The organism is Phyllobacterium calauticae (assembly GCF_019991125.1).
Taxonomy (GTDB): domain Bacteria; phylum Pseudomonadota; class Alphaproteobacteria; order Rhizobiales; family Rhizobiaceae; genus Phyllobacterium; species Phyllobacterium calauticae.
Genome location: NZ_JAGENB010000004.1, coordinates 307,597 through 324,426, shown reverse-complemented (window position 1 = coordinate 324,426; position 16,830 = coordinate 307,597). Strand labels below are relative to the sequence as shown.

Genomic DNA, 16,830 nt, shown 5'->3' with positions numbered 1-16,830 from the left:
ATACCGGCGCCGAATAGGATTATCGCGCCGTGGGCAAACTTCAGATCATATTGGGATAACTTTCGAGGCAGCACTCACCCGATAAACGCGGTCGAGCGAGGCCCGGCTGCTTCCTTCGTGCATGGACCGGATTGCAGATTTTCACCTGTGTGAAATCGGGGGAAATTAACCATCTGTTAACCATTCGCCGCCTATACCGCCGGAACGAAAAATTAACTTAGATGAACAAAGTGCTAACAGATTCTCAACCAATACGCCTCAAAGGCCGGTCGTTTCTTGCCCTTGTGCTTTCGCCCGAAGCGCCGATCGATCGTTGGCTGCTCCAACTGGACGACCTTGCATCACGTTCTGCGGGATTCTTCTTGGGTAAACCGATCGTTCTTGACGTTGAGAACCTGCAAACCGACCGCGTTGGGCTGACGCTGCTGATCGAAGAGCTTGCCAAGCGCGGGGTGTCGATCATGGGCATAGAAGGTGCCCGCCCGTCACTCCTTGCGCCCGGCATGCCACCGGCAATGCGGGGCGGGAAATCTGCGACGGATTTCCAGGCTCCAGCAGCAGCGGCGGCAATCGAACCACGCGGCGGAAACGCCAAGCTTCCTTTAACGTCGGCGAACGCTTCCGGTGGAGCTCAGGTCCGCGTGATGCCGTCGATTATCATCAAGGAGCCCGTGCGATCGGGGCAATCGGTGATTTTTCCGGAGGGCGATGTGACCATCATCGGGTCGGTCGCCTCGGGTGCTGAAGTCGTCGCGGGTGGCTCTATCCATGTCTATGGCACGCTGCGAGGCAGAGCTATGGCTGGCTCGGCCGGAAACGCATCGGCGCGCATTTTTTGCCGCAAACTTGAAGCAGAACTGTTGGCCATAGATGGCCTTTACAAGACAGCCGAGGATTTGGAACCTCGGCTTCGCGGGAAAGCCGTACAGCTGTGGCTCGAGGGAGACGCCATACTGGCAGAGGCATTTGGTTGAATCAGGGCTCGAGGAAGGTAGGAAAAAATATGGGAAAAGTGGTGGTAGTGACCTCGGGCAAAGGAGGCGTTGGTAAAACAACCTCAACCGCCGCACTTGGTGCGGCACTTGCTCAGCGCAATGAGAGGACGGTTGTCATCGATTTCGACGTAGGATTACGGAACCTCGATCTTGTTATGGGCGCGGAACGCCGTGTCGTCTTCGATCTGGTCAACGTCATCCAGGGCGACGCGAAATTGCCCCAGGCGCTCATTCGCGACAAGCGGCTTGATACGCTCTTCCTGCTGCCTGCATCTCAAACTCGCGACAAAGACAATCTCACGGCTGAGGGTGTGGAAAAGGTCATCGAAGATTTGAAGAAATCCTTTGATTGGATCATTTGCGACAGCCCGGCAGGCATTGAACGCGGGGCGACGCTGGCGATGCGCCACGCCGACATTGCAGTCGTCGTCACGAACCCGGAAGTCTCCTCGGTTCGGGATTCAGACCGGATTATTGGCCTTCTCGACTCAAAGACTCTCAAGGCCGAACGCGGTGAGAGAATGGAAAAACATCTCCTTTTAACCCGCTATGATGCAAACCGGGCGGAACGCGGCGATATGTTGAAGGTCGAAGACGTTCTCGAAATTCTGTCCATTCCGCTGCTTGGCATCATTCCCGAAAGCCAGGACGTCCTGCGCGCATCCAATATCGGTTCGCCGGTAACTCTGGCTGACAAGGATAGCGCACCGGCTTTGGCCTATATGGATGCCGCGCGGCGCCTCGCTGGCGAAACGATCCCCGTCACCATTCCCAGTGAAAAGCGTGGTCTGTTGGGCAAAATATTCCGGCGGAGGGCAGCATGAGCATTTTCCGTTTCTTCAATAAGCAGGCTTCGGCACCCAAGGCGCGCGAACGTCTGCAGATTCTGCTTGCCCATGAACGCGCATCGCAAGGGCATTCCGACCTGGTCATTCTGTTAAGGGAAGAAATTCTGGCAGTCGTCACGCGGCACATACAAATCGATCGGGAAAAAGTTCGCGTGACAATGAACAGTGATGATCAGGTCTCGATGCTGGAGGTCGACATCGAGATTCCATTGAAAGCCGGAGTTCGGGCTGCTTGATGGATACATGAGAAGGGGTCGGGGCAAACGCCAACCAGTGGATGAAGGAGACGAGTATGAACCGGTTTGCACTTCTTGAACGACTGAAGGAGCTCCAGGGAATGCCAAAGTTCCAAAAGCGCGATATTTGCACGGTCAGTGCGTTCCTGCCAATCGATGCGCTGGCCAAACACGTGGCTCTTTGCGAACAGGCTGTTGGGATCGATCCCAAGCCCGGCAAAGCGCACGCTGCGTCTTGATGGCAGCTTCGAAGGTTCTGTACAGATAGGTTGAGGGATCAAAACCGGACATGGGCCGGCTCTGGTTCCCTGTGTTCCTCAGCCGCGCCTCATCGCTCCGTTTGGGGCGATGATCCGATTGCTGGCCTGTGCCCTTTTTCCGCAAGCTGTGCGCATCATCTGAACAGTGCGGATTTCAAGCCGCAACATGACATTTTCATTTCTCATGATCTCATATTCAAATTGCAACAACTTTTGCGGGCGTTGCGCATAAAATGGCAGGCGCCGTCTTGACTCCATAGGTCATTGACTATGAACTGCATTGTCTGACGTCTTACATAAGCATTGAAATGCAGGGGGCAGACGTCGCATTCAGGAGGATGGTATGGGTTATATATTCAAGAGTTTGGCAGCCGGGATATTGGCACTTTCGTTCGTACCGGCAGCGCAAGCGGGAACAACGCTTGAGCGGGTAATGCAGAAAAAGGCCATGGTGGTTGCAACCAACAGCAGTTGGCCGCCGCAAAGTTATCTCGATGACAACAACGAAATGGTCGGTTTCGATATCGACATGTCCAAGGAGATCGGCAAGCGACTTGGCGTCGAAGTCTCCTTCCAGACCCCGGACTGGGCTACGCTGACGGGCGGTCGCTGGCAAGGGCGGTATGACGTGGGCGTCGGTTCCGTAACGCCGACAAAAGCCCGTGCGCAAGTTATCGATTTCGCATCGGTGTATTACTACAGCCCCTATGTCTACGTCGTCCATAAGGCCAGCAAAGCCAAATCGAGCGCGGATTTGAACGGCAAGACCATCGGCGTCGAGACGGCAACGACGTCAGAAGATTTTATCCGTCGTCAGCTTGAGATCGATGCTCCGGGCCTGCCACCGGTCGAGTATAAAGTCGAACCAGGTGAAGTTCGTACCTTTGCCGATTCAATGCTGCCATTTGACGATCTTCGTCTTGGCGACGGGGTACGTCTGGATGCGGTCATCGCCCCGGAGCAGACAGCACAGAACGCAATCAAGAACGGATATCCCGTCCGAATTCTTGATGGCGGCTATGCCTTCCGTGAACCGCTTGTCGTGATCGCCGAAAAAGGTGATCCCGAGTGGACAGCCAAGATCGGTGAAATCATCGGGGCCATGCGATCGGATGGTACGCTCACGGCGTTGACCACCAAATGGTACGGCAAGGACTATAGCACCAACTGACAAGGAAGAGCGCGGGCGCCGACGATTGTGGCAATACCCACGCTCTATCCTCCTGGTATTCGATCCTTCAAACGCATTCCCCCCGCGAGCAAGCAATGAGTTACATTGATACGTTCTATCGACGGACAATTGCCGAAGACAGACGATTTCCCCTTCTGTCGGGCACTGTCGAGTGCGACACCTGCGTTATTGGCGGTGGTCTCGCCGGAATTACCACTGCTCTTCAGTTGGCACGGGCCGGCCAGACGGTCGTTGTACTGGAGGCCGAGCGTATCGGCTGGGGAGCGTCCGGGCGAAACGGTGGCTTCGTCGGTTCGGGTTTTGCCAATGACGGCGATGCCATAGCCCGCATGGTTGGGCCTGAAAGCGCGCACAAGCTTCATGCCTTGTCCATTGAAGGCATGAGCTTTGTACGCGACACGATCAACGATCTGAACATTGCATCGGCAGACCCTATCCACGGGATCATGTCTGTCTTGCGATATGACGATGGGGAGGCTCTGAAGGCCCGCGCTACAGTCCTTCAACGGGATTTCGGCTATGGCGTGGACTATCTGAGCCGTGATGAAGTACAAGCGAAACTCCGGTCCAAGCGATATTTCCAGGCATTGCGCGATCCGCAGGCTTTTCACATGCATCCGTTGAACTATTTGCGCGGCGTTGCCGCGGAGATTGAACGGTTGGGTGGAAAGATCTTCGAAGCGAGCCCCGCGATTGCCAACGACTTTTCCCAACCTGAAAAGATTGTCCACACCGACGCGGGAAAGGTCAAGGCGCGTTGCATTGTTGTGACGACGGGCGGCTACACCACCGGTTTTCTGCCAAAACTGAAGCGAAGCTTTCTGCCGATCGCGACCTACGTCATGCTTTCAGAAGAAGCTCCCGAACTGATCCGGCAGGCCGTCGATACGACGCACGCCGTGGGTGACAACCGCAGGGCAGGGGACTATTACCGGGTCGTCGAGGGGGGCAAACGCCTGCTATGGGGCGGCCGGATTACCACAAGGGCAGCGTCACCGGCTGCGCTTGCCGCCGAGCTGCGGCGGGAAATGGTAAGCACATATCCTCAACTTGCCGATCTTAAGATCGAAACATCCTGGTCTGGATTGATGTCCTATGCCAGGCACCTCATGCCGCAGATCGGGCAACTGCAGTCGAACGTCTGGTATTGCACCGCATTTGGTGGACATGGTTTGAACACGACCGCCATTGGCGGCAAGCTCGTGGCCGAGGCCATCCTGGGACAATCCGACCGATACAATTTGTTCAAGCCGTTTGGCCTTGTCTGGGCTGGAGGCTTGGCCGGGCTGACGGTGGCGCAACTCACTTACTGGAAACTACAGGCTCAGGATTGGTGGCGAGAACGATCGTCCGTCTGACTATGGGGATCAAAATGATTGCAACTCTCGTTCTTTCCTACCCAAAGGCAACAAGGCGCATCGGAGCCGTCATCGCTGTCGTGCTTGTTGCGGCCATGCTCTACTGGATGGGTGTGGGCGGAAACTGGATTACGACCCTGTTTCCTTCATTGGCTCCGGGAATTGCAGCCTCGCCCGAGATAACACGCGCTTTAGCGGCGATCTGCTTTGCCCTGCTGATTGCAGTTAACTGGAAACTTCTGGGGCTTTTACCCAGGACGTACCAGATCGGCGCCGTATGGGCGGAACTGTTCGGCCTGCTGTTGTTGTTCTTCTATTCATTCGATCTCAGTTTTACATTCATTGCAAAGAAGATTGGCTTCCTCATAACGCAAGGCGTCGTCACGACCCTTTATATATCGGTGATCTCAATTTTCATTGCCACGGTCATTGCCTTGATTGGCGCAATCGCCAAGCTCTCCAAGAACGGTGTTATCTACGGACTTGCGAGTTTCTACACATCGTTGTTCCGCGGTCTGCCGCTGCTCATGCAGATTTACATCATTTATCTGGGCTTGCCGCAGGTGGGCTATGTGATCGGTGCGATCCCGGCCGGCATTCTGGCACTGTCGCTTTGTTATGGCGCCTATATGACCGAGATTTTCCGGGCCGGCATTGAAAGCATACCGCGCGGCCAGAGTGAGGGCGCAACAGCGCTCGGTCTGCGGCCGAACCATACGATGTTTCTGGTTGTCCTCCCACAGGCCATGCGCGTCATCATTCCGCCGACCGGCAATCAATTCATCGCCATGCTCAAGGATTCCTCGCTGGTATCGGTCGTGGGGGTCTGGGAGATCATGTATCTGGCGCGCACCATGGGCCAGAAAGAATTCAGGCACATCGAAATGCTCATTACGGCATCAATGATCTACTGGCTCCTGTCCATCGGCCTCGAGATTGTGCAGGCCCGCATTGAAGAGCGGTTCGGCCGGTCGTTGAAACGCTAATGCTCGCTCCAAGGGAAATGCCATGACAAAATCCGCCGCTTCATCAGTCGAAATTGAACTGAACAGCGTCCATAAGTGGTTTGGGAGCTTCCATGCACTGGACGATATCAACCTTGTGATCGCTCCCAGGGAAAAGGTGGTGATCTGCGGACCGTCTGGTTCAGGTAAATCCACCCTGATACGGTGTATCAACCGGCTCGAAGCCCACCAGGAAGGCAAGATCGTCGTGGGCGGGATTGAGTTGACCGCTGATGAAGACCGGATCGATGAAGTGCGGCGGGAAGTCGGCATGGTGTTCCAGCATTTCAATCTGTTTCCTCACCTGACCATATTGCAGAACTGCATTTTGGCGCCCATGTGGGTGCGGAAGACGCCAAAGAAAAAAGCCGTCGAGATCGCCATGCATTATCTTGAGCGTGTGCGCATCCCCGAGCAGGCCAACAAATATCCGATCCAGCTTTCCGGCGGCCAGCAGCAACGTGTCGCCATTGCCCGCGCTCTTTGCATGAATCCGAAGATCATGCTGTTTGACGAGCCGACATCGGCGCTTGATCCGGAGATGGTCAAGGAAGTGCTCGACACAATGGTGTCTCTGGCCAAAGAGGGGATGACCATGATTTGCGTAACCCACGAGATGGGCTTTGCAAAACAGGTTGCCGATCGCGTCATTTTCATGGATCGCGGCAAGATCGTCGAGGAAGGCAAGCCGAATGACTTTTTCGACAATCCGCAGAACGAGCGCAGTCGGCATTTCTTGAGCCAAATACTGCATTGACCGGTATAGGCAAACGCGTCGACGACCGGACTCTGCTATTGAAGCGTTACCTGCGCGCCAGACTGAATGAAAAATGACTGCCCTTGTGGTAGTCCAGGGCATAGACCACCGGCGTTCCCGCTGCATTGAAACAGGTTTCAGTGATCAGCAGCGCGGGGCCAAAATTGCGCAGATCATTTCGATCCACGACATCCTGCGGTAGCATCACGGCTGAAACGGACGCGGCCGACATACGGGGCCTTTGCTTATACTGGTCCAGCAGGGCCAACAGCGATCCGCTCCAGTCGATGTCATAAAGGCGGGCGGTTATGATGCTGCGCGGCACATAATCCACGCAATACATTATCGGATCGTCATGCTCCAACCGCAATCGTTCGAGCCGGATCACGCGCGCGCCTTCGTCGAGGTGCAGTTGCTTTGCCAGGGCCGCATCCGGCGCTTCTTCGGAGATGGACAAGACCTTGTTGACGGTGTTGTAGCCGTAGTGTCCGGTCATTTCCGTCACACTTTCGAAGACCGTTATAGGACGGTCGATCTGGATGGCGGAAATTGCCGAGACAAATCGGCCGCGCCCGTGTTCGACGTAGATCAATCCGTCCTGTTCCAGCAGTTTCAACGCTTCCCTCAATGCCGGCCGGGAGATTTTGAAACGCGCGGTCAGTTGCGCTTCCGTCGGGAGTTTATCGCCAGGCCGGAGGGCCTGCTCGCGAATGAGGTCTGCAATTCTTTCGCGAAGTTGAATGACCAATGTTCGCATATCGCGAAGGGGCTCGTCCACGGATCACCTCGTCAGCAAGTGGTTTTGATCCTCCTTGTCTGACAAATATGATCCGGTCAAGAAGGCTTTTGCTGAACTTATCATTTAAATCGCTCTCTTTCATATGGGCATTATTGACAATGATGTCAGTTGTCTTACAACTATGAATGTATCTCCGATTAAGAACAATCCACTCTTCTCTGCCAGAAAGACCAACATGCTGAATTTTGATGAACAGCGATATCTTCGCATCCAAACCGGCGCGCTCGCGCTGGAAAACCGCCTTGATCAGGTCATAGGAAGCTGTTTGGCTCGCGGAGCTGAAAACATATTTTTCCTCGGCACCGGCGGCGCGGCAATCCTCATGCAGCCCGCCGTGCAATTGCTGCAGCGGCAGTCGCGTTTTCCCGCCTTTATCGAATCGACGGCAGAGCTGCTGGTGACCGGTTCGCGCAATCTCACCGCGAAATCGATCGTCGTGATGCCCTCGCTATCCGGCACGACCAAAGAGAGCGTGGCACTGCTTGAGAAAATAAAAACGCTAGGGGCAACGGTTATCACCCTTGTCGGACATGAGCAGACACCTCTTGGAAAGGGTGGCGATCACGTGTTCGTTAATTTCGCAGAAGACGATACGTCCTGCGAATCTTTCTATCTGCAATCCTTGATTATTGCTCTGTCCGTTATGAAACACCGCGGTGAGATTGCCAATTATGACCAGCTGATTGGTGAACTCACACAGTTGCCGGGTCTTCTTCTCGACGTGAAGCGTTCCTTCGAAGATCAGGCAAATGGGCTGGCCATGCGGTTGGCGAATTCCAATTATCACATCATAACCGGGGCCGGGAATGTGTGGCCGGCGGCCTTTTACTACGGCATGTGTATTCTGGAGGAAATGCAGTGGATACGCGCGCGTCCCGTGCATGCGTCGGATTTCTTTCATGGAACGCTGGAACTCGTCGAAAAGAATGTCAGCCTGTTCCTGCTAAAGGGGGAAGATGCTTGCCGCCCCTTGGCCGACCGTGTGGAGAGCTTCGCACAAAACTATACCGATCAGGTGTCGGTCATCGATACGGCGGCATTTGATCTGCCAGGTGTTTCTGCCGAACTGCGCGGGCTTGTCTCGCCCATTCTGCTGGCAGCTGTTTTGGAGCGGATCAGCGCCCATTTGGAAGTGATACGGAACCATCCGCTGACCACCCGCCGTTACTATAAGCGGGTCGCTTACTAGAGTGGATCATGGTCCAAGCCATCCTTCGATTTGAAGAAAGGTTCAAGCACGTTGAAGATACCACTGCGCATTGCTGCCGTTGGCGATAATTGCATCGATTACTTTCAGGCGCCTCCGGCCTATTCGGTCGTTGGTGGAAATGCAGTCAATGTTGCGGTTCAACTCGCGCGGCTGGGATGCCAGTCGTTCTACTTCGGTGCCGTTGGTGAGGATGCTGCCGGGAAGCGCACGGTCGCGCTCCTGGCAGAAAATGGCGTGAACGTTCAATACATCCAGAGCAAAGCCGGCAAAACGGCGTCGACACAAATTTCGATAGCTTCATCAGGCGATCGGATAATAGTCGACGAAGATTTTGGCACCTGCTCTGGATATGCCCCATCGGCTCGCGATCTGACAGTTCTCGAAACAATGGATCACGTGCATATCGGTTGGCTCGACGACGGGGGAACGCTGCGTCGTCACCTCACGGAGCGGGGTGTCAGCGTATCGCAGGATCTCGGCGTGAACAATGATCCAGCACACCTTGAACCCCATGGGCTGACAATCGCCTTCGGGTCGGCGGGGGAGAACGCCGCACGTGCAACACAATTGCTGACAGCCTATCTCGCCGCAGGTGCTCTCAACGCTGTTGTCACATGCGGCAGTGCCGGTGCAATCGCTCACGGTGGTGACGGTGAAATTCGAGTAGGCAGCAGGAAGACAGAGGTGGTGGATACGACCGGAGCGGGCGACAGCTTCATTGCCGGCTTTCTGGTGGCTTTCCTGCATCAAAAAGATTTCGACAGCTGTCTGGTTGCGGGGCGTGATTGTGCTGCCGTCACCTGCTCGCATTTGGGCGGATTTCTGCAGCCACTGGTAGCAACGGACCCATAAAGAGCGAAAGAATCTGGAAAGCGAGACTATGTTCCCAAAATGGAGGCCGTGGGAAAAGCGGTCTCGTCTGTAACCTCCACGGCGGTTTTCAATCGCACCTTCAACGGACAGCCACCTTGCTGTTGCGTATATTGGACCCCGCCGCAGACAGGGGTCTCAGGCATTCTGGCGACAAATATAACACTGCGGGGCGGCGCCCTTATTGGACGGTCAACCCTTCCACCAAGCCTCGAGCTGCAAACGGCAGCGGTAAAGAGATTTCAGCATCCGGCTTCGGCGCAGCAGCTTGCTCGAACATGCTCAATGCAAAAAAATGTCACGGCGTGGAATAAACCGGCGTTTGGCGTGTCTCACCATCAGAACACACACAATCCGATCGGAGTATGAAAGACATGTCCCATCGATATCTCAATGGTCAACGAGCACTTCTTCTCGCCGGAACACTTGCTGTCGCTTGGTCCGCCATTGCTGCGGCGCGCGATCCTTCCAGCGACGTGATATGCATGAGCGACGCGACGAAATCTGCAGTGCAGAACGAAACGCCATTTCTGACGCAAAATGATGCGGCCATGACAAAAATGATGGCGGACATGGAGGTCAAGCCAACCGGTGATGTTGATCGCGATTTTGTTGCGATGATGGTGCCGCATCATCAGGGCGCGATTGATATGGCACTGGCGGTTCTGCGCTATGGCAACAACGAGAACATAAAGCGTCTCGCCCAGGAAATCATCGTCACGCAGCAACAGGAAATTGCAGCGATGCGCCTGGCGATCGGCGATCCCCTGCCTCCATCCAAGCCATCTCCGACCCAAACCTCGTTCATACCTGATTTGGATACCCACTCGCCGTCAACGCAAGCAATGTCCATGTCACCAGCCATGAACATGAAATAGGGAGTTTGAAATGAGATTGAAGCTTTTTACAATAACATTGCTGATTGGCACCGCAGTCGCAGGGTTGGTTCCTGCTTTGGCCGGGCAGGTACCCGGATTGGCCTCGGCACCCGACGTTCCGGTCAGTCATCGTGATCGCGTCTACGCTGCCGAACAGTTCTCCAATACAGTATCGGTTACCGATCCCTTCGATAACAAGCTGTTGGGCGTGATCCGGCTCGGAGATCCACAACCTGGCAATCTCAGTCCGCTCTATCGCGGCCAGGTGCTTGTGCACGGCATGGGTTTCTCCCCCGATCACAAAACGCTTGCGGTTGTCTCGATCGGCACCAATTCTGTTACGTTTATCGACACGGCCACCAACGCAATCAAACACGTCACCTACCTCGGGCGGGCCCCGCATGAGGCATTTTTCACACTCGACGGCAAGGAAGTCTGGGTCACGGTTCGGGGTGAAGATTACATCGCTGTTCTGGATGGACATACATTTGCAGAAAAGACGCGGATCAAGGTTCCCGCAGGACCGGGCATGCAAATCTTCTCACCTGACAACAAATACGGCTATGTCTGTTCGTCGTTCAATCTGGAAACCGTTGTCATCTCCATTGCCGATCACAAGATCGTCGGCCATGTGAAGCAGGAAAGTCCATTCTGCCCTGATCTTGCAGCAACGCCCGATGGCAAGCAGGTCTGGTTCACCCTGAAAGACGTGGGCAGGACACAGGTGTTTGACGCCAAGCCCCCTTTCAAACTCCTCAAAACGCTGGATACGGGGCCGATCACCAATCACGTGAATATCGTCCGCAATGCCAATGGCATATTTGCCTATGTGACAGTTGGTGGATTGAACCAGATCAAGGTTTTCCGCACCGACACGTTTGAGCAAGTGGCTACGATCCCGGTCGGTAAGCTCCCGCATGGCCTGTGGCCCTCTGGCGATGGCACATGCATTTACGTTGGCCTGGAAAATGCCGATGCATTGGCGGCCATCGACACGCTGACCAATACGGTGATTGCAACCATTCCCATCGGACAGGCACCGCAGGCCTTGGCCTACGTTCCCAATGCCGTCCCGGAAGGTGACGGGATGCAGAACTTGCAACCTCTTGGTGTTGCTGGCCAAGCGGCCCACTTGACCCTCGGTTCGGTGACACCTGCTGCGTCTGCGGACGCGAAGCCGACCAGTGTGACGCTCTTCGATCAGGGGCTTACACAGGTCCTGCAAGCCGCGGTGACGGGCCTGGAGCCAAAGCAGCCTTATGTGCTGGCGTTGGCTTCCCAGGCGGATGGCGGTGGCATGCTCGAGCCGCTGGCGGCGTTCATGACCAACCCCGCAGGTTCGGCAATCGTCAACGCGGTTGGCCCCATTCGTCAATTGGCGCAGAGTGGACAGGATGCCCCGAGCCGTTATCTGGTGGTTGCGTCCGGCACAGCCGCCAAAATCGGTACGCCCGTGCAGGTGCAGACCAAATGATAACGCGCTGCCCGCATTCGGTTTGCCGCCGGACAGCGGAATGCGGGCAGCAGTTGCAGATCAGGACAGTGCGTCAAAATTTCATTGGCACACCGGCTACCGGCAAAGACGCAAGACAATGTCTTGAACCAGAAGGGGTGCGGTCATGACAGATATGGTCGTTTTGATTGAGCCCCTCATTCCGGCCTTGCGGCGATATGCGCGCAGCTTGATGGGGGATCGATCGGCTGCCGATGACCTGCTGCAGGATTGCCTGGAGCGGGCCGTCAGTCATTGGCATCAGCGGCGTGAGGATGGCAACGCCAGAACATGGATGTTTACGATCCTGCACAATCTGGCGATTAACAGCTTGAGGAAAACCGCACGGCGTGGGGTGCATCTGGACATTGATGATGTATCTGACCCGGCTCTCTCCGGACGGCCCGCGCAGGAGGATGGCTTACACCAGCAGGACGTTTTGCGTGCCTTGAAGACTTTGCCCGAAGAACAGAGAAGCGTCATTCTTCTCGTTTCGGTTGAAGATCTGTCCTATGCGGAGACCGCAAAGATTCTCGGGGTTCCCGTTGGCACGGTTATGTCGCGACTGGCACGCGGCCGTGAACGGTTGCGGCAGATTCTTGAGGGCGATGTGAGCAACAAAATTGAAAACGGTCCTCATTTGAGGAGGGTAAAATGAACAAGCGCCCGATTACGGAAGACGATCTGCATGCCTATGTCGACCATGCTCTCAGCACGAGCAGGCGGGATGAGGTAGCCGGATATCTCGAGCAGCACCCTGACGAAGCAAAAAGAATCGCAAGTTACCGAAGGCAGCGGGATGAACTGCGGTCCGCGCTCGCACCAATCAGCGAAGAACCGGTACCTCCGGAGCTCAATCTGGTGCGCATGCTTGATGGTGCGCGCCGTCCCAGATTCTCGGTTTGGCGCTCGGCGGCGGCCGCTGTTGTATTGCTTGCTGTTGGCATAGCCGGCGGCTGGTCGCTTCACGATATGGGTCAACCGGCCGCCGGTGGGATCATCGCGCTCGCTGACGAGGCAACATACAGCTATCAGGTGTATGCTGGCGATAAAGGGCGGCCAGTCGAAATCAAGGCATCCGATCAGGTTAGCCTGGTCAAATGGGTTTCGGACAGTTTGGGCCACAATATATCCGTGCCTGACCTGACGGGCTCCGGGTACCGGTTCATGGGGGGCCGGGTTGTCGCCACAGCGCACGGCCCCGCGGGCATGCTCATGTACGACGATGACCGTGGCACCCGGCTGGTGATGCTGACACGGGCGATGACAGCCGATAAAAACGCGCCCATGTCGTCGCAATCGACCGGTTCCGTGCAAAGAGTCAGTTGGTCCAAGGAGGGTATCGGCTACAGCCTGGTCGGGCCTCTTTCCACCCAGGCACTCAATCCGATTGCCCATGAAATGCGCCGGCAAATCGAAACAAATGTGTAGATAGAGTGTGAGCAAAAGCATGCTGTTGCGACAGGGACTGGTCGCTCCAGTGCGGCACATTTTCATCACGGGCCGCGCGAATCCACGCCATACCCCTCGACAGTTCACCCGAGTGGCCTTGCGATGCTCGTAAAGGCCCTACATTGCAGTGCCAAAGCGATTGCAATTGCCGAGTAAATAATTTCTACTTATCCGGGAAATATTGGGAGTTTGTTCTACGAACTTACTGCCGCGGATTGCTAGCATGCGAAATGAACAACGAAACCAGTAGGATATTCAAAGTCCTACGTCAGCTCGCAGGGTAAATCATGACTTTCAGAAACGTGGCCTCCATAGGGCTGGGGGTAATATTGGCATTGGCTGCTGCAACGCCGGGGTTTGCCCAGGTTGTGAAGATCGGCAGCAAGAACTTTACCGAACAGTTCGTGGTGGCCGAAATCTATGCGCAGGCTCTGGAGAAGGCTGGCGTGAAGGTTGAGCGGCGCACCAATCTTGGCGCGACGTTGATTGCTCATTCGGCGCTGCTGAACGGCGAAATCGATCTCTACCCCGAGTATACGGGTACGGCCCTTGCCGCCGTGGTAAAGGGAGATCTCTCGGGTTCGGCCGAAAAGATCTATGGGGAAGTCAAGGATTACTACGAGAAGAACCTACAGCTGACCCTGCTCCAGCCGACCAATATCAACAACGGCTATGCCATCATCACGCTTCCGGAAACTGCTGACAAATACAAGCTCAAGACGCTGACGGATCTTGGTCCCGTGTCGAAGGATCTGAGTTTCGGCGCGGAAGGTGGATTTGGTGAACGCAAGGACGGATTGCCCGGTCTCAAGCAGACCTACGGGATCGTTTTCAAGGACTTCCGTATTTTTGCCAAGCTCGGTATCCGCTACAGCGCTTTGACCAGCAAGAACATCGACGTTTCCTATGGCTTTGCCACCGACTGGCAGATCGCGGACAACAAGCTTGTTGTTCTGGCCGACGACAAGAACCTGTTTCCGCCCTATTACCTCGTGCCCGTCGTGCGCCAGGATACCCTGGCCAAAAATCCCAAGATCGCTGAAGTCCTGAACAAGGTCAGCCCTCTCTTGAACAACGAGAATATGCGCGAACTGAATGCCGCTGTCGAGCGTGACAAGAAGGAACCGAAGGAAGTGGCGGAAGCCTTTCTGAAGGAAAAAGGCATCTGAGACCTTTCTGGCGGCTGACGACTGACCGCCACGTGGACATCCCGGAAACAGCGGAGATAGGATTGTCTCCGCTGTCTCAATTCTGAGCGATATGGAACGACGCATTTGAACTGGGCTCCCAAAAACATTCCGGAAATCCTGGCGGCGACCTGGCAGCACCTTGTGCTGTCGGTTTCATCGGTTCTGATCGGGCTGATCATCGCACTGATCCTCGGGATCATCTGCGCCCGGCGCCCCCGATTCTATGCCGTCGTCCTGACGATCACCGGCATCATCTTCGTCATCCCCAGCCTTGCTCTGTTCGCGCTGCTGATCCCGTGGCTGGGTCTTGGCACCAAGCCGGCGCTGGTCGGTCTGTCCTCCTATTGCCTGCTTATTCTTCTGCGCAATGTGGTGACCGGCCTGCGCGGCGTCCCCGCCGACGTGCTCGATGCGGCCGATGGCATGGGCTACAGCGCCTGGCAGCGGCTCGTGCGCATCGAACTGCCATTGGCCCTGCCGCTTATCGTGTCCGGTATCCGCATCGCGCTGGTGACCGTCATCGGCATCGCCACCGTTGCAGCCTTCATCGATGGCGGTGGCCTCGGAACCATCATCCTCATGGGCATCGACCAGAGCTATACGGAGAAAATCCTCGTTGGCGGTATCCTGACGGCGCTGATGGCGACGTTCTTTGACCTCATTCTGAGCCAGGCTGAAAAAGCCCTGGTTCGTTGGCGTTGAGGGGCGGGCATGCTGATCACCGCCTTCAACTGGATCGTCAACAACCAGCCTGAATTCCTGCGAGCGCTCGGCCAGCATCTGGTCATGTCCGGCGTCTCGCTGGTGTTTGCGTTAGCCATCGGCTTGCCGCTTGCCGTTCTCATCATCAATCGCGGCGGGTTGGCCTTTGCGGTCATCAATTCCATCAATGCGCTGCGCACGATCCCGAGCCTTGCCATTCTTGCCATCATGATGCCGCTGCTCGGTATCGGCCTTTGGCCATCCATCGTCGCGCTGACCGTGCTCGCGCTGCCGCCCATCCTGCTCAATGCCTTTATCGGTCTGCGCGACGTCGATCCCGATGCGGTGGAAGCTGCAATCGGCATGGGCATGAGCCGCGGACAGGTGCTGCGCAAGATTCGCATTCCGCTGGCTGCGCCCGCCATGTTCGCCGGTGCACGCACCGCCGCCGTGCAGGTGCTCGCCGGTGCAACGCTCGCCCCGTTTATCGGCGGCGGTGGCCTCGGCGATTTCATCGCTGTCGGCATCAGCATGATGGACATGTCGCGCCTTCTGGTTGGCGCGGTTCCCATCGCCATTCTGGCGCTGGCAACGGAATTCATTCTCGGCCGGGCCGAAAAAATCTTCTTCGCAGAAAGAACATCCGCATGATCAATATGGAACACGTCACCAAACGCTATGGCGAAGGCAGCGTTGCTTCGGTTGACGATCTCAGCCTGATCGTACCCGAGGGTTCGACCGTTGCACTGATCGGGCCGTCGGGCTGCGGTAAGACCACCACTATGCGCATGATCAACCGGCTGATTGACCCGACCGAAGGCAGGATCATCGTTAACGGCGAAGACGTTACCAAGGTTGATCCGGTGATCCTGCGTCGCCATATCGGGTATGTGATCCAGCAGGTAGGCCTGTTTCCGCATATGACCATCGCCCAGAATATTGCCGCCGTACCCAAGCTGCTTGGCTGGGATGAAGCGCGGATCCGGAGCCGGACCGACGAGCTTCTGCATCTCGTCGGTCTTGATCCGGCGGAAATGCTCAAGCGCTATCCCCGGCAGCTCTCCGGTGGCCAGCGGCAGCGCATCGGCGTGGCGCGGGCGCTTGCGGCCGATCCGCCCGTGCTGCTGATGGATGAACCATTCGGCGCCATCGATCCGATTGCCCGAACCCGCCTGCAGGATGAGTTCCGCCAGATCTTGCAGCGGGTGCGCAAGACGGTGGTACTGGTGACCCATGATCTCGACGAAGCCATCCGTCTGGGTGACCGCATCGCCATCATGAAGAGCGGCCGGATTGTCCAGTATGATACGCCCGATGCGATCCTTTCCCATCCCGCCGACGCATTTGTCGAAAACTTCGTCGGCATAGACCGGGCGATCAAGCGCCTGAGCCTGTTTACTGTCAGCGATGCCATGACGGCGGACAAGCCGCAGGATGGAGCGCATCCCGTCGCTGCCACCAGCAACCTGCGCGATGCGCTGGCACTGATGGTCGCTGCAAACAGCGATGTTCTTGCTGTCGTGGATGCTGCCGGTGCCGTCAGCGGTCGATTGACCCGCGACGCTATTTTTTCGGTCTGATCGCATC

The 16,830-nt window shown here is 56.1% G+C and carries 19 protein-coding genes; 18 read left to right on the top strand and 1 reads right to left on the bottom strand.

Annotated elements, in window-relative coordinates; genetic code table 11:
* Window positions 1-221 precede the first annotated feature (221 nt).
* The 8 genes from minC (at window position 222) to J1W56_RS16905 (ending at window position 6,650) form a co-directional block, all read left to right on the top strand.
* The gene (gene minC / locus J1W56_RS16940; protein WP_223614466.1) at window positions 222-974 is read left to right on the top strand and encodes a septum site-determining protein MinC; all 753 of its coding nucleotides are present in this window, start codon (window positions 222-224) and stop codon (window positions 972-974) included.
* Between the two features lie 29 nt (window positions 975-1,003).
* The gene (gene minD, locus J1W56_RS16935; protein ID WP_223614465.1) at window positions 1,004-1,819 is read left to right on the top strand and encodes a septum site-determining protein MinD; all 816 of its coding nucleotides are present in this window, start codon (window positions 1,004-1,006) and stop codon (window positions 1,817-1,819) included.
* Complete coding sequence (gene minE / locus J1W56_RS16930) at window positions 1,816-2,079, top strand: cell division topological specificity factor MinE (protein WP_223614464.1); 264 nt, start codon at window positions 1,816-1,818, stop codon at window positions 2,077-2,079. The genes minD and minE overlap by 4 nt, the downstream gene beginning before the upstream one ends.
* Before the next feature lie 56 nt (window positions 2,080-2,135).
* Entirely contained in the window at window positions 2,136-2,318 is a 183-nt protein-coding gene (locus tag J1W56_RS16925; RefSeq protein WP_223614463.1) for a hypothetical protein, read from the top strand.
* Between the two features lie 364 nt (window positions 2,319-2,682).
* Window positions 2,683-3,510 carry a transporter substrate-binding domain-containing protein gene (locus J1W56_RS16920; protein ID WP_223614462.1) on the top strand — a complete coding sequence of 276 codons (828 nt, stop codon included), beginning with the start codon at window positions 2,683-2,685 and terminating at the stop codon, window positions 3,508-3,510.
* A 95-nt stretch (window positions 3,511-3,605) separates the two neighbouring features.
* Window positions 3,606-4,889, top strand: a complete 1,284-nt coding sequence (locus J1W56_RS16915; protein ID WP_223614461.1) for an NAD(P)/FAD-dependent oxidoreductase — start codon at window positions 3,606-3,608, stop codon at window positions 4,887-4,889.
* A 14-nt stretch (window positions 4,890-4,903) separates the two neighbouring features.
* A complete protein-coding gene (locus J1W56_RS16910; protein WP_223614460.1) occupies window positions 4,904-5,875 on the top strand; it encodes an amino acid ABC transporter permease in 972 nt (323 codons plus the stop codon).
* Between the two features lie 22 nt (window positions 5,876-5,897).
* The gene (locus tag J1W56_RS16905) at window positions 5,898-6,650 is read left to right on the top strand and encodes an amino acid ABC transporter ATP-binding protein (protein ID WP_223614459.1); all 753 of its coding nucleotides are present in this window, start codon (window positions 5,898-5,900) and stop codon (window positions 6,648-6,650) included.
* 46 nt (window positions 6,651-6,696) lie between these two features.
* Here the strand turns inward: J1W56_RS16905 and J1W56_RS16900 are convergent, their stop codons facing one another.
* Complete coding sequence (locus J1W56_RS16900) at window positions 6,697-7,428, bottom strand: GntR family transcriptional regulator (protein WP_223614458.1); 732 nt, start codon at window positions 7,426-7,428, stop codon at window positions 6,697-6,699.
* A gap of 196 nt (window positions 7,429-7,624) precedes the next feature.
* Between J1W56_RS16900 and J1W56_RS16895 the strand changes: the two genes are divergently transcribed.
* The 10 genes from J1W56_RS16895 to J1W56_RS16850 all read left to right on the top strand — a co-directional run bounded on the left by J1W56_RS16895 (window position 7,625) and on the right by J1W56_RS16850 (window position 16,823).
* Complete coding sequence (locus tag J1W56_RS16895) at window positions 7,625-8,638, top strand: SIS domain-containing protein (RefSeq protein WP_223614457.1); 1,014 nt, start codon at window positions 7,625-7,627, stop codon at window positions 8,636-8,638.
* Between the two features lie 51 nt (window positions 8,639-8,689).
* Window positions 8,690-9,511: a PfkB family carbohydrate kinase gene (locus J1W56_RS16890; protein ID WP_223614455.1), complete on the top strand. Its 822-nt coding sequence runs from the start codon at window positions 8,690-8,692 to the stop codon at window positions 9,509-9,511.
* Between the two features lie 392 nt (window positions 9,512-9,903).
* Entirely contained in the window at window positions 9,904-10,407 is a 504-nt protein-coding gene (locus tag J1W56_RS16885) for a DUF305 domain-containing protein (protein WP_223614453.1), read from the top strand.
* Window positions 10,408-10,417: 10 nt separating this feature from the next.
* Entirely contained in the window at window positions 10,418-11,881 is a 1,464-nt protein-coding gene (locus J1W56_RS16880) for a YncE family protein (protein ID WP_223614452.1), read from the top strand.
* A 145-nt stretch (window positions 11,882-12,026) separates the two neighbouring features.
* The gene (locus tag J1W56_RS16875) at window positions 12,027-12,557 is read left to right on the top strand and encodes an RNA polymerase sigma factor (protein WP_223614451.1); all 531 of its coding nucleotides are present in this window, start codon (window positions 12,027-12,029) and stop codon (window positions 12,555-12,557) included.
* Window positions 12,554-13,330 (top strand): anti-sigma factor family protein, encoded by a 777-nt coding sequence (locus J1W56_RS16870; RefSeq protein ID WP_223614450.1) that lies wholly within the window; start codon window positions 12,554-12,556, stop codon window positions 13,328-13,330. Before J1W56_RS16875 ends, J1W56_RS16870 begins: the two co-directional genes overlap by 4 nt.
* A 308-nt stretch (window positions 13,331-13,638) precedes the next feature.
* Window positions 13,639-14,520 carry a glycine betaine ABC transporter substrate-binding protein gene (locus J1W56_RS16865; RefSeq protein ID WP_223614449.1) on the top strand — a complete coding sequence of 294 codons (882 nt, stop codon included), beginning with the start codon at window positions 13,639-13,641 and terminating at the stop codon, window positions 14,518-14,520.
* A gap of 105 nt (window positions 14,521-14,625) precedes the next feature.
* Window positions 14,626-15,243, top strand: coding sequence for an ABC transporter permease (locus J1W56_RS16860; RefSeq protein WP_223614447.1), 618 nt, complete (start codon window positions 14,626-14,628; stop codon window positions 15,241-15,243).
* A gap of 9 nt (window positions 15,244-15,252) precedes the next feature.
* Window positions 15,253-15,894 (top strand): ABC transporter permease, encoded by a 642-nt coding sequence (locus J1W56_RS16855; protein ID WP_223614445.1) that lies wholly within the window; start codon window positions 15,253-15,255, stop codon window positions 15,892-15,894.
* The gene (locus J1W56_RS16850) at window positions 15,891-16,823 is read left to right on the top strand and encodes an ABC transporter ATP-binding protein (RefSeq protein WP_223614444.1); all 933 of its coding nucleotides are present in this window, start codon (window positions 15,891-15,893) and stop codon (window positions 16,821-16,823) included. The genes J1W56_RS16855 and J1W56_RS16850 overlap by 4 nt, the downstream gene beginning before the upstream one ends.
* Window positions 16,824-16,830: the final 7 nt, after the last annotated feature.